General features: G+C 72.9%; 9 protein-coding genes. 2 read left to right on the top strand and 7 right to left on the bottom strand.

Going from position 1 to position 12,994, the window contains the following annotated elements; all coding sequences use genetic code 11:
• Positions 1-75 precede the first annotated feature (75 nt).
• From rpmA to C2142_RS25920, 5 genes are all read right to left on the bottom strand, one after another.
• Positions 76-333, bottom strand: coding sequence for a 50S ribosomal protein L27 (gene rpmA / locus C2142_RS25940; RefSeq protein ID WP_148645173.1), 258 nt, complete (start codon positions 331-333; stop codon positions 76-78).
• Positions 334-345: 12 nt separating this feature from the next.
• Positions 346-663 (bottom strand): 50S ribosomal protein L21, encoded by a 318-nt coding sequence (gene rplU / locus C2142_RS25935; RefSeq protein WP_148645172.1) that lies wholly within the window; start codon positions 661-663, stop codon positions 346-348.
• Between the two features lie 224 nt (positions 664-887).
• On the bottom strand, positions 888-4,445 hold the full coding sequence (locus C2142_RS25930) for an Rne/Rng family ribonuclease (RefSeq protein WP_148645171.1): 3,558 nt from the start codon (positions 4,443-4,445) through the stop codon (positions 888-890).
• 396 nt (positions 4,446-4,841) lie between these two features.
• Positions 4,842-5,642, bottom strand: coding sequence for a TIGR03936 family radical SAM-associated protein (locus tag C2142_RS25925; RefSeq protein ID WP_148645170.1), 801 nt, complete (start codon positions 5,640-5,642; stop codon positions 4,842-4,844).
• A gap of 221 nt (positions 5,643-5,863) precedes the next feature.
• Positions 5,864-7,789, bottom strand: coding sequence for a TIGR03960 family B12-binding radical SAM protein (locus C2142_RS25920; RefSeq protein ID WP_148645169.1), 1,926 nt, complete (start codon positions 7,787-7,789; stop codon positions 5,864-5,866).
• Positions 7,790-8,114: 325 nt separating this feature from the next.
• Here C2142_RS25920 and C2142_RS40400 point away from each other — a divergent pair, with 325 nt between their 5' ends.
• Together C2142_RS40400 and C2142_RS40395 are read left to right on the top strand one after the other, a co-directional pair.
• Positions 8,115-8,822 carry a M14 family zinc carboxypeptidase gene (locus tag C2142_RS40400; protein ID WP_241002788.1) on the top strand — a complete coding sequence of 236 codons (708 nt, stop codon included), beginning with the start codon at positions 8,115-8,117 and terminating at the stop codon, positions 8,820-8,822.
• Positions 8,823-8,912: 90 nt separating this feature from the next.
• Complete coding sequence (locus C2142_RS40395; protein WP_241002787.1) at positions 8,913-9,323, top strand: hypothetical protein; 411 nt, start codon at positions 8,913-8,915, stop codon at positions 9,321-9,323.
• A gap of 147 nt (positions 9,324-9,470) precedes the next feature.
• Here the strand turns inward: C2142_RS40395 and rodA are convergent, their stop codons facing one another.
• Positions 9,471-10,670: a rod shape-determining protein RodA gene (gene rodA / locus C2142_RS25910; RefSeq protein WP_148645168.1), complete on the bottom strand. Its 1,200-nt coding sequence runs from the start codon at positions 10,668-10,670 to the stop codon at positions 9,471-9,473.
• The gene (gene mrdA, locus C2142_RS25905) at positions 10,667-12,928 is read right to left on the bottom strand and encodes a penicillin-binding protein 2 (RefSeq protein ID WP_148645167.1); all 2,262 of its coding nucleotides are present in this window, start codon (positions 12,926-12,928) and stop codon (positions 10,667-10,669) included. The genes rodA and mrdA overlap by 4 nt, the downstream gene beginning before the upstream one ends.
• Positions 12,929-12,994: the final 66 nt, after the last annotated feature.

Below are 12,994 nucleotides of genomic sequence, written 5' to 3'. Positions count from 1 at the left end.
GTGTTGACCTGCTGTAAAGCATGAAGGGTGGACCGGATCATTCCGGCCCACCCTTCATTGTGAGTCTTGTCGGACTCAGGCCTCGACGGCCACGATGTTGACGACCTTGCGGCCGCGACGGGTACCGAACTGCACGGCACCGGCGGTCAGCGCGAACAGGGTGTCGTCGCCACCACGGCCGACGTTGGCGCCCGGGTGGAAGTGGGTGCCACGCTGGCGGACGATGATCTCGCCGGCGTTGACGGTCTGGCCGCCGAAGCGCTTGACGCCGAGGCGCTGGGCGTTCGAGTCACGGCCGTTACGGGTAGAGCTTGCGCCCTTCTTGTGTGCCATCTCGCTATCCCCTTACTTGCTGACGGAGTCGATGCTCGTGATCCGCACAGCGGTGTGACGCTGACGGTGACCCTGGCGACGACGGTAGCCGGTCTTGTTCTTGTAGCGCAGGATGACGATCTTGTCGCCCTTGGTCTGGTCGACCACCTCGGCGTGAGCCTTCACGCCGGCCAGCACCCACGGGTCGGAGGTGACGGCGTCACCGTCGACGATCAGGATGGTGGAGAGCTCCACCGAGTCACCCGGCTTGGCCTCGATACGGTCAATCTCCAGCACGTCGCCGACGGCGACCTTGTGCTGGCGGCCGCCTGCGCGAACGATCGCGTACATGCGGTACCCCATTTCCTAACTCGGTCGGAGCTCCTGATGCCAGCCACCTGGGTACGGACACAGGGGCCTCTCCCTGACACCTCTGACGAGGGCCCGGAAGGTGATGTGCTCGGGAGCAAGGCGTAGACACGCCGAGGGTCAAGAATACGGACCGGCCGCCGCAGGGGCAAACCGGACCGTACGGGCCCGGGGGCGGGCGGTGACCCGCCCCCGGACCGCGGGCACTACTCGGCTGCCGAATCACCCTCGGCGGCCGCGGCCTTCTTGGCCGCCGCGCTGGTCCGCTTGGTGGCGGTCTTGCGGGCGGTGGTCTTCTTCGCGGCGGCCGCCGTGGTCTTCTTGGCGGCCGTCTTCTTCGCAGCGGTCTTGCGCGCGGCCCGCTTCTTCGGCGCCGGCGCCTCCTCGGCCGGAGCCTCCGCGGGGGCCTCGACGACCTCGGCGGCCTCGGCGGCGGCCTCGGCCGGAGCCTCGGCGACCGGCTGGGCCTCGGCGGGCGTCTCGGCCGGAGCCTCGACCGGAGCCTCGGCCGGCGCCTCGGCGGCCGAGAAGGCCGCCTCCAGCGCCGCGTCGGCCCGCGCCTGGAGCACCACGATCTCGGCCTCGGCGGGCGCACCGGCCGGAGCCGTCGCCTTGCGCACCGCGCGACGGCGGGTGCGGCCGGCGGGCGCCGCGGGGGCGGCCGGGATCTCGACCAGGCTCGGCTGGGCCGGCGCCTCGGCGGCGGCCTCGGCCACCGGCTCGGCGACGACCTCGGCCGGGGCCTCGGGCGCCGGCACCTCGATCGCCAGCTGGCCCTCGATCTCCTCGCGCTCGGGCGCCTCGGTGGCCGCCTCGACGGCCTCCACGCCCGCCTCGGCGGCGGCCTGGAGCTCCTCCTGGGACGCCCCGCCCTTGCCCCGGCGCCGGCGCTTGCCGCCGCCCGCGCCCGCCTCGACGGCCGGAGCCGCCGGAGCGTGCACGTGGCTGCTCGGCTGCTCCATGTGGACGATCACGCCGCGGCCGTTGCAGTGCACGCAGGGCTCGGAGAAGGACTCCAGCAGGCCCTGGCCGACCCGCTTGCGGGTCATCTGCACCAGGCCCAGCGAGGTGACCTCGGCCACCTGGTGCTTGGTCCGGTCCCGGCCCAAGCACTCCAGCAGGCGGCGCAGCACCAGGTCGCGGTTGGACTCCAGCACCATGTCGATGAAGTCGATCACGATGATGCCGCCGAGGTCGCGCAGCCGCAGCTGGCGCACGATCTCCTCGGCCGCCTCGATGTTGTTCCGGGTGACGGTCTCCTCAAGGTTCCCGCCCTGGCCGACGAACTTGCCGGTGTTGACGTCGATGACGACCATCGCCTCGGTGCGGTCGATCACCAGCGAACCGCCGCTGGGCAGCCAGACCTTGCGGTCCAGCGCCTTCATCAGCTGCTCGTCGATCCGGTAGGTGGCGAAGACGTCCACCTCGGAGGTCCACCGCTGGAGCCGCTCGGTGAGGTCCGGGGCCACGTTGGAGACGTAGTCGTGGATGGTGTTCCACGCCTCGGTGCCGGAGACGATGACCTTGGTGAAGTCCTCGTTGAAGATGTCGCGGACGACCCGGACGGTCATGTCCGGCTCGCCGTACAGCAGCGCGGGGGCGTTGCCGGTCGCGGCCTTCTTCTGGATGTCCTCCCACTGCTGCTGGAGGCGCTGGACGTCGCGGGTCAGCTCCTCCTCGGAGGCGCCCTCGGCGGCGGTGCGCACGATGACGCCCGCGTCGTCCGGGACGATCTTCTTGAGGATCTGCTTCAGGCGGGCCCGCTCGTTCTCCGGCAGCTTGCGGGAGATGCCGGTCATCGAGCCCTCGGGCACGTACACCAGGTAGCGGCCGGGCAGCGAGATCTGGCTGGTCAGGCGGGCGCCCTTGTGGCCGATCGGGTCCTTGGAGACCTGCACCAGCACGGACTGGCCGGACTTCAGCACCGACTCGATCCGGCGCGGGCCGCCGTGGCCGCCCAGCGAGCCGAAGTTGACCTCGCCGGCGTACAGCACCGCGTTGCGGCCCTTGCCGATGTCGACGAAGGCGGCCTCCATCGACGGCAGCACGTTCTGGACCTTGCCCAGGTAGACGTTGCCGACGTACGAGGTGGCCTGCTCCTTGTTGACGTAGTGCTCGACCAGCACGCCGTCCTCAAGGACGCCGATCTGGGTGCGCTGGCCGTTCTGGCGCACCACCATGACGCGCTCGACCGACTCGCGGCGGGCCAGGAACTCGGCCTCGGTGATGATCGGCACCCTGCGGCGGCCCAGCTCGCGGCCCTCGCGACGGCGCTGCTTCTTCGCCTCCAGGCGGGTGGAGCCCTTGATGGACTGCACCTCGTCCGGGTCGAACGACGGCTCGGTGGAACGGCGGCGCGGCTCGCGCACCTTCACCACCGTGCGGACGCCGTCCTCGGTGGTCTCGGCGGCCTCGGTGGCGCCGGCCTCACCGCTGCGGCGGCGACGGCGACGACGACGACGGGACGAGGCCAGGCCGGCGGACAGGTCGTCCTCCTCCTCGCCCTCCTCGTCCTCGACGGCGGCCGGCTCCCCGACGGGCTGCTCGGCCTCGGCCGTCTCGGCCTCGAACTCCTCGGCCTCGCCACGACGGCGGCGGCGGCCGCCCCGACGGCGACGGCGGGACGGACGGCCGTCCTCCCACTCGTCCTCGGCCTCCGGGCCGGTGGCGGCGGGCGCCTCGACGGCGGCCGGGGCCTCCACGGCGGGCGCCGGGACCGGCTCCTCGACGACCGGCGCGACCGGCGCAGCCGGCGCGGCCTGGACGGCCTGGGCGGCCTGGGCGGCGGCCTTGCGGCGGGACGGGGTCTGCACCCGCACCTGGGTGCGGGTGCGACGACGACGGCCGACGCCGCTGTACTCGAACTCGTCCTCGGCCTCGGTGGCCTGCACAGCCGCGGCCGGGGCCGGGGTCTCGGCCGGAGCCGGCGCGTCGGCGGCGGCCTCGGCGGCGGGCTGCGCGGCCGGGGCGGCGTAGGGGGCCGGCTCCTGGAAGACCGGGGCCTGGAAGATCGCGGTGGACGGGCGGACCGCACGGCGGCGCACCCGCTGCGGCGGCTCGGCGGCGCCGGCCACAGGGGCCGGGGCGGGCTCCGGCGCGGCGGCCGGCTCGGGCGCGACGACCTCGGCCTCCTCCTCGGCGGGCGTCTCCTCGGCGGCCGGCTCCTCGGCCGGGGTCTCCTCGGCGACCGGCGCGGCCTCGACCACGCGGCGGCGGCGGGCACGGCGGGCCGGCGCGGCCGGGGCCTCCTCGGCGGGCGCGGCCTCGACGGCGGCGGGCGCCTCGACGGGCGCGGCCTCGACGGCCGGCTCCTCGGCGGCGGGCGCGCTGACCGGCGCCTCGGCACGCTTGCGGGTCCGGCGGGCCCGGGCGGGCTTCTCCGCGGCCGGCTCGGCCTCGGTGGCCGGCGCCTGCACGGAAGCGGCCTCGGCGGCCTCCGGCGCGGTCACGACGACCGGGGTGGCCTCCGGCGCCCCGGCGGGCGCCTCGGCACGCTTGCGGGTCCGGCGGGCCCGGACCGGCTTCTCCGCGACCGGCTCGGCCTCGGCGGGCGCGGCCTCGGCAGCGGGCGCCGCGGCCGGCGTCTCGGCCGGGATCACCGTCTCGGCGGCCTCGGCAGCCGCTCCCTGCGGGGTGCCCGCCGGGCGGGACACCGCCCGGCGACGGCGGCGCGGCGGCGCGGCGGACGCGCCCTCGCCACCGGTGACGGCGGACTCGTTCTGTTCCGTTGCCGCAGACTGCTGCGGATCGGTGTTATCGAGCATGCGGGTGGATCTCCCGTCAGGCCCCCGGGCTCCGTATCCAGGCACGGCAGGGCACCGATGGCCGGCCGGCATCCCGATGGATGCTCGGGCCGGACCCTTTCCCGGTGCCGCCGTGCGGACGCGAGGCCGCACAGGGGCTCGTAGTCTCGCTCGGCGCCCCGCCCTCGGCGGGGTGTCGAAAGTCTTCTGGTCTGACCAGTCTTCTGAGGTTTTCCCAAGCTTCGCCGTCCCCCAACCCCGGGTGGCTCCCGGACGGGGTCCTCGGGCCCGCCGACCATCGGGGTCGGCGGGCCACAAGAGGCCGGCCTGTGCTTCGACGACGCTCGCTCCCCTGGGGAGCTGCGGGGGCCTGGAGGACCAGCGGGCCCAGTGGGTACTGGCCCCGGCCTCCGCCCGCTAGGCGGACGCGGTTGCGCGCGGCTCGCCGGCCGCCACTGGGCCGGCCGGGGCCGCGGCGCGGTCGAGCGCCAGCGGGTCGGTCACCGTGCCGGTCTCCTCGTCGAGCGGCCCCTGCGCCAGCCTGGTCACCTCTGCGGGGACCGGCGGCGCCAGGTCGGCCGTCGCACGGAGACCGGACAATACGTCGTCGGGTCGTACGGCGGGTGTGGCGTGTCGTACTACCAGGCGCAGTATCGCACAGGGACGGCCGGTCCGAACATCGCGGGCCCCATCACCCTCCGCGTCCGCACCGCCGTCGACCTGCGGCGGGAGGATTTCCAGCGCCGCCACCGCGCCGCGCGCGTCGAAGACCCGCACGCCGTTCTTGGTGAGGCGTTCGACCTCGACCCGCTCCTCGGCCAGGAAGAGCCCGGCCGCGCGGGCCGCCTCCTCCCGGGTGACACCGTCCAGGCGGACCTGCCACTCGGAGGCCTCCAGGCGCTCCACGAAGTTCGGCGTCCGGACCTCGACGGCGTCGATGACGTCCAGGCCGCCGGGCAGCGACTCGTCGAGCTGCGCACGCAGCCCCTCCGGGTCGCGGACCGCGGCGAGCCCGATCTCCAGGTACTCCGCCTCGCTCGCCACCCCGGTCGGAGCGGCGTTGGCGTAGGACACCTTCGGGTGCGGGGTGAAGCCTGCCGAATAGGCCATCGGCACGGCCGACCGGCGCAGGGCGCGCTCGAAGGCGCGCTGGAAGTCGCGGTGGCTGGTGAAGCGGAGCCGGCCGCGCTTGGTGTAGCGGAGACGGATCCGCTGCACCGTCGGCGCGGGCGGCGGACCGTCGGGCGTACGGCGTGCCAGAGTCGCTCAGTCCTTAGTCAGTTGTCCCCGTCCGGCACGGCGTCTGTGCACCGCTGGCCGGACTCTGTCACCTCAAAGGGTACGCGCCCGGCCGGACCGCTCGCTCCGCCCCTGGTCAGCCCGGACACGACGACCCCCGCCCGGAGGGATCCGGACGGGGGTCGCAGGAGGCGCGGGAACTACTTGACGACCGTCAGCGGCAGCAGCTTCTTGCCGGTGGGGCCCACCTGGATGTCGAGTCCGAGCTGAGGACACACCCCGCAGTCGAAGCACGGGGTCCAGCGGCAGTCGTCGACCTCGACCTCTTCGAGGGCGTCCTGCCAGTCCTCCCAGAGCCAGTCCTTGTCGAGGCCGCTGTCCAGGTGGTCCCAGGGCAGCACCTCCTCGTAGGTGCGCTCGCGGGTGGTGTACCAGTCGACGTCGACGCCGGTGCCGGCCAGGCCCTTCTCGGCCGAGGCCATCCAGCGGTCGTAGGAGAAGTGCTCGCGCCAGCCGTCGAAGCGGCCGCCGTCCTCGTAGACCGCGCGGATGACGGCGCCGATCCGGCGGTCGCCGCGGGAGAGCAGGCCCTCGACGATGCCGGGCTTGCCGTCGTGGTAGCGGTAGCCGATGTTCTTGCCGTACTTGCGGTCGCCGCGGATGGAGTCGCGCAGCTTGGCCAGGCGGGCGTCGGTGTCCTCGGCGGAGAGCTGCGGGGCCCACTGGAACGGCGTGTGCGGCTTGGGCACGAACCCGCCGATGGAGACGGTGCAGCGGATGTCGTTCTGGCCGGTGACCTCGCGGCCCTTCTGGATGACGTTCTTCGCCATCTCGCCGATCTGGAGCACGTCCTCGTCGGTCTCGGTGGGCAGGCCGCACATGAAGTACAGCTTCACCTGGCGCCAGCCGTTGCCGTACGCGGTGGCGACGGTGCGGATGAGGTCCTCCTCCGACACCATCTTGTTGATCACCTTGCGCATGCGCTCGCTGCCGCCCTCGGGGGCGAAGGTGAGGCCCGAGCGGCGGCCGTTGCGGCTCAGCTCGTTGGCGAGGTCGATGTTGAAGGCGTCGACGCGGGTGGACGGCAGCGACAGGCCGATCTTGTCCTCGCTGTAGCGGTCCGCCAGGCCCTTGGCGATGTCACCGATCTCGGTGTGGTCGGCGCTGGACAGCGACAGCAGGCCGACCTCCTCGAAGCCGGTCGCCTTGAGCCCGCGCTCCACCATCTCGCCGATGCCGGTGATGCTTCGCTCCCGCACGGGGCGCGTGATCATGCCGGCCTGGCAGAAGCGGCAGCCGCGGGTGCAGCCGCGGAAGATCTCGACGGACATCCGCTCGTGCACGGTCTCGGCGAGCGGGACCAGCGGCTGCTTCGGGTAGGGCCACTCGTCGAGGTCCATGACGGTGTGCTTGGAGACCCGCCACGGCACCCCGGGCGCGTTCGGCACGACACGGCCGATCCGGCCGTCGGCCAGGTACTCCACGTCGTAGAACTTGGGCACGTACACCCCGCCGGTGCGGGCCAGGCGCAGCAGCAGCTCGTCGCGCCCACCCGGGCGGCCCTCGGCCTTCCAGCCGCGGATCAGCTCGGTGATGTCCAGCACGGCCTGCTCGCCGTCGCCGACGACCGCGCAGTCGATGAAGTCCGCGATCGGCTCGGGGTTGAACGCCGCATGGCCGCCGGCCAGCACGATCGGGTCCTCGTCGGTGCGGTCCTTCGCCTCCAGCGGGATGCCCGCGAGGTCGAGCGCGGTCAGCATGTTGGTGTAGCCGAGCTCAGTGGAGAAGGAGAGCCCGAAGACGTCGAAGGCCTTCACCGGACGATGGGCGTCCACGGTGAACTGCGGGACGTCGTGCTCGCGCATCAGCGCCTCGAGGTCCGGCCAGACGCTGTAGGTCCGCTCGGCCAGCACGCCCTCGCGCTCGTTGAGCACCTCGTAGAGGATCATGACGCCCTGGTTGGGCAGGCCCACCTCGTAGGCGTCGGGGTACATCAGCGCCCAGCGGACGTCGCAGGCGTCCCAGTCCTTGACGGTCGAGTTCAGCTCGCCGCCGACGTACTGGATCGGCTTCTGGACGTGCGGGAGGAGGGCCTCCAGGCGTGGGAAGACCGATTCGACAGTCATGTACTAGGAACCCTTACGAGCTTGAGCGGTGCCGCGCGCATCGACTCCCGGTCGGGGCGGCGGGCGGCGTCTGGGAGGGGGTGACCCTCAAGGGTAGCCGAATCCGCGGGCCGCCCGGCCGGGCCTCGGGGCCCGCCCGCGGGCGCGCGGCCCTGCTCACCGACCGTTGACAGCCCCGGACGGACCGTGCCGTACTGTCAGAGCCCTGCCCGAATCCCCAGCTCGCCACCGGGACAAGGAAGTTGACCATGCACGACGGCACCGCCGGCGGTCCCGGCCGCCCCTGACCGCAGTGCCGCACCGGGACGCGACGGGGTACCCGACGGTGGCCCGTGCGGTCGCGGCCGCGCGGCGGCTGGCCCGGCTGCGCCCGGAGCGCTGCCGGCTGCGCGAGGTGGGACGCTCCCGGGCCGGCCGACCGCTGGTCGTGCTCTCGGTCGACGAGGGCGAGCGTGCCGTCCTGGTGGTCGGCGGGCCGCACCCCAACGAGCCGGTGGGGGTGGCGTCCGCGCTGCGCCTGGCCGAGCGGGTGCTGGAGCTGCCGCCTCGGCCGGGGGTGGCCTGGCACGTCCTGCTCTGCCTGGACCCGGACGGCGCCGCGCTGAACGAGGGCTGGCTGGGCGGCCCGCTGACCGCCGCGCGGCACTACGAGCACTTCTTCCGGCCGTCCTTCGACGAGCAGCCCGAGCTGCTGCCGCCGCCGGACGGCGGCCGCCCGCCGCTGCCGGAGAGCCTGGCGCTGACCGGGCTGATCGACGAGCTGCGTCCGGTGCTCCAGTGTTCGCTGCACGGGGTGGACTTCGGCGGTGCGTTCGTCCAGCTGACCCGGCCCGCCGCGGGCCTGCCGGAGCGGTTCGCCCGGTCGGTGGCGCGCGGCGGCATCCCGCTGGACGTCGACTCCTACGACGCGGTGGGCTGGGACCGTCCGGCCCCCGGTGCGTACGTGATGCCGGCGCCGGGTGCCGGCTCGCTGGTCCTGCCGGACCGGCCCGAGCTCTCCACCTGGTCGCACGCGGCCCGTACGGCGGGGTGACGGCCGTGCTGGAGGTGCCGATGTGGGCCGTCGAGGAGGTCCGCGACGGCGGGCCGCACCCGCAGGCCCGCGCCGCCGTCGGGTGCCCGGGTGGAGGTGCTGGGCGGGCTGCTGCCGCTGGTTCCCGCCCATGCCGGCCCGGCGTACGGGCCGTTGCTGCGCGCCGCCGAGTTCAACCTGCGGGTCTGCCCGCTGCTGGTGGACGAGCTGCGGACCGGGTGGTGCGCCGCCCCGCTCTCGGTCTCCCGGGTGACCACGGCCCGGATCGTCGCGGAGCGGCTTCCGCTGCGGATCGCCTCGATGCTGTTGCGGCTGCTCGCCGACACGGGCGGCCCGGCGGTGGAGGCGGCCCGGGCGCAGGCCCGGGCCGTCGTGGCGGCGGGGCTGGTGGGGCTGGTGGGGCTGGACCGGCTCGGCGCCCGCTGGGTGCCGGTGGAGACCCAGGTGGCGCACCAGGCCCGGGCGGTCCTGACCACGGCCGACTGCGTGCTGTCCGGCTGACTCCCCGCCGCGCCGCGGTCCCGGGTCGCGGTCGCGTCCCCGGCCTGCGGGCCCCGGGCCGCGCACGGGGCCGCAGGGGGCCGCCCATGCCGGCAGACGACGGGGCCGGCCCGGGGAGTGCCCCCGGACCGGCCCCGGTCACCGTGCTCAGGCCGCTATCGGCCGTTGGCTCTGCACCGCCTGCAACAGCCCGATCGCCACCCAGGTCGCGAACATCGACGACCCGCCGTACGAGACGAACGGCAGCGGGATGCCGGCCACCGGCATGATGCCCAGGCACATCCCGATGTTCTCGAAGCCCTGGAAGGCGAACCAGGCGACCACCCCGGCCGCCACGATCGTCCCGTAGAGGTCGGTGGCCTGCCGGGCGATCCGGCAGCCCCGCCAGAGCACCACACCGAGCAGCACGATGATCGCCATCGCCCCGAGGAAGCCGAGCTCCTCGCCGGCGACCGTGAAGACGAAGTCGGTCTGCTGCTCCGGCACGAACTGCCCGGTGGTCTGCGTCCCGTGGAAGAGCCCCTTGCCGGTGAGCCCGCCCGAGCCGATCGCGATCCGGGCCTGGGCGGTGTTGTAGCCCACGCCCGACGGGTCCAGCGCCGGGTTGGCGAAGGCGGCGAAGCGGTCGATCTGGTACTTGCTCAGCACCCCGAGCTTCCAGATCGCCACACAGCCACCGACCCCGGCCAGGATCAGCCCGAAGACCCAGCGGTTGGCCGCGCCGGAGCCCAGCAGGATGCCCAGCACGATGACGGCCATCACCATCACCGACCCGGCGTCCGGCATCAGCATCACGACGGCCATCGGCACCGTGGCCCAGACCAGCCCGCGGAACACCGCCCGGTTCGAGGGGAACTCCCGCTCCCCCGCGTCCACCTGGTCCGACAGCACCACGGCCATCGCCAGCACGATCGCCAGCTTGGCGAACTCGGCCGGCTGGACGGAGAATCCGCCGCCGAGCTGGATCCAGGAGTGCTGGCCGTTGATGGTCGAGCCGAGCGGGCTCAGCGTGGCCGCCAGCAGCAGGATCACGCCGGCGTACAGGAACGGCACCACCGTGCGGAAGCGGCGGCTCCCTATCCCTATCACCACCGCGCACAGCACCATCCCGATCACCACGTTGGTGAGGTGCCGGAAGAGGAAGTACTGCGGATCGCCGTGGGTCAGCGAGTCCCGCCCGCGGGTGGCCGACCAGACCAGCAGCGAGCTGCCCAGCGAGAGCACCAGTGCGGACAGCAGCAGTATCCAGTCGATCCGCCAGAGCGGGGAGTCCTTGGCGAGGGCCTTCGACACCCCTCTGCGCTGCGGGGCCAGCCGCAGCTGCCGGTACGACCCGTAGGAACTCATGCGCGGCTCCTTCCCGTGCTCCGGGCCGGTTCGAGGGCGGCGTCCACCGCGGTGAGCGGGGTCACCGGGCCGGAAGGCTGCGCCGGGTCGAGGAAGACCCGCGGAGAGCTGCCGGTCACGCCCGGGTCGCCCTGGGCGGCCGGGGAGTACGCGGCCGGCTTGACGATCGCGGTACCGTCCGGGTTGAACTTCGGCAGCTCGGCCTGCGGCTTGGGCAGCAGCGCCTTGCCGCCGTCGACGTTGCCCTTGTCGTCCACGCCGTACAGCGCCTGGTAGATCCGGCGGATCGCGTCACCGGAACCGCCGGAGCCGGTGCCACCCTGGCTTATCGTCATCACGACCGCGTAGTCGCCGCTGTAGGTGGTCAGCCACGAGGTGGTCTGCTTGCCCTCGACCTCGGCGGTGCCGGTCTTGGCGTGCAGCTCGATCTTGCCCTGCGGCCAGCCGGCGCCGGTGAACTTCCAGGCGGCGGTGCCGCCGGTGACGACGCCGGCGGTGGCCTGGTCGATGTAGCTCAGCAGCTTCTGGTCGCCGGGGAACTTGGCGTCCTCGTGCGGGGCGATCTCGCGGACGAGATCCCCGCCCGGGCTTATCACCGCCTTGGCGACGGTCGGGCGGTAGAAGGTGCCGCCGTTGGAGAGCGCCGAGTAGATCCGGGCCATCTGGATCGGGGTGACGAGCGTGTCGCCCTGGCCGATCGCGAAGTTGACCGAGTCGCCGGCGCGCATCTGGTAGCCGTCGACGCAGTTCTCCCGGGCGATCTGGTCGGAGAAGGTGTTGCCGCCCTTCTCCGCCTGCTTGCACCAGGCGTCCTTGTTGTTGTCGTAGAAGGACTGCTTCCACTGACGGTCCGGCACCCGGCCGGTGACCTCGCTGGGCAGGTCGATGCCGGTCTTGGCGCCGAGGCCGAACTGGTGGGCGGTCTTGTAGAACCAGTCCGCCGGGTCCTTCTTCGGCTTGATGCCGCCGTCCTTCATCCACTGGTCGTACGCCAGGCCGTAGAAGACGGTGTCACAGGAGACCTCCAGCGCCTTCTCCAGGGAGATGGGGCCGAAGTTCTCGCTCTCGAAGTTCTTGAACTCGCGGCCGCCGATGGTCAGGCTCTTCGGGCAGTCGTACCGCCCGTCCAGCGAGTAACCGGCCTGCACGGCGGCGGTGGTGGAGATGACCTTGAAGGTCGAGCCGGGGGCGGACTGACCCTGTATGGCCCGGTTCAGCAGCGGGAAGTTGGACTCCTTGCTGGTCAGTGCCTGGTAGTCCTTGCCCGAGATGCCGCCCTGCCACAGGTTGGGGTCGTAGGTCGGGGCGCTGGCCATCGCGACGATCCGCCCGGTGTGCACGTCCATCACGACGGCGGCGCCGGAGTCGGCCTCGTAGTTGCGGTTGGTCACCTTGTCGAAGGTCTTGCGGGCGTCGTTCATCGCCTGCACGAGGTTGTCCTCGACGACCTTCTGCACCCGGGCGTCGATGCTGGTCACCAGGTTGTTGCCGGTCTGCGGCTCGACCGTGCCGGCGGTGCCGATCACCCGGCCGAGGTTGTCGACCTCCAGCTTGGTGATCCCGGCGGTGCCGCGCAGGTCGCGGTCGTACACCGACTCCAGGCCGGCCCGGCCGATCTGGTCGGCCGGCAGGTAGCGGTCGAGACCGCTCTTGTCGGCCGTCTTGGAGACCTCCTCGTCGGTGACCGGCGAGAGGTAGCCGAGCACCTGGGCCATGTTGGCACCCTCGACGCCGGTGTAGTGGCGCACGGCGGTGGGCTGCGCGGTCACCCCGGGGAAGTCCTCGCGGCGCTCCATTATCTGCAGCGCCTGCTGGGTGGTCGCCTCCTTGGTGACCGGGATCGGCTGGTAGGGCGACCCGTTCCAGCAGGGCTGCTGCGTCTTGGCGTCGCAGAGCCGGACCTTCTCCTGGACGTCCTTGGCCGGCATGCCGAGCACCTCGGCGAGCCGGCTCAGCACCGCCTTGCCGCCGTCCTTCTGCTGGAGCAGCGAGGTGCGGCTGACGGAGACCACCAGCCGGGTCTCGTTGCCGGCCAGGATGCGGCCGGAGGCGTCGAGGATCTCGCCGCGCACGGCGGGCTCGACCACCTCGCGGATGTGATTGCCGGTCGCCTTGGCGGTGTAGACGCTGGCGTTGCGGATCTGCAGGTACCAGAGCCGTCCGCCGAGGGTGGCGAGCAGCGACAGCACCAGGATCTGCAGCACCACCAGACGGATCGTCACCCGCCGGGTACGGCCGGTCTCGGGGATGTTGCTCACGTCTCGTGCGCTCCAGAGTGCGGGGGTCCGGACAAGGGGGTCGGGGTGTTGCGGGCGCGAAGGGCC

This window comes from Streptomyces sp. CB01881, from assembly GCF_002953255.1.
Lineage (GTDB): Bacteria > Actinomycetota > Actinomycetes > Streptomycetales > Streptomycetaceae > Kitasatospora.
This window is presented reverse-complemented; position numbering and strand designations above follow the sequence as displayed.

Bases quoted from the DNA above. Each gene is read 5' to 3' on its own strand.
- rodA (WP_148645168.1), bottom strand. From the start codon at position 10,670: ATGAGTTCCTACGGGTCGTACCGGCAGCTGCGGCTGGCCCCGCAGCGC.
- C2142_RS25920 (WP_148645169.1), bottom strand. From the start codon at position 7,789: ATGACTGTCGAATCGGTCTTCCCACGCCTGGAGGCCCTCCTCCCGCAC.
- rplU (WP_148645172.1), bottom strand. From the start codon at position 663: ATGTACGCGATCGTTCGCGCAGGCGGCCGCCAGCACAAGGTCGCCGTC.
- rpmA (WP_148645173.1), bottom strand. From the start codon at position 333: ATGGCACACAAGAAGGGCGCAAGCTCTACCCGTAACGGCCGTGACTCG.
- C2142_RS25930 (WP_148645171.1), bottom strand. From the start codon at position 4,445: ATGCTCGATAACACCGATCCGCAGCAGTCTGCGGCAACGGAACAGAAC.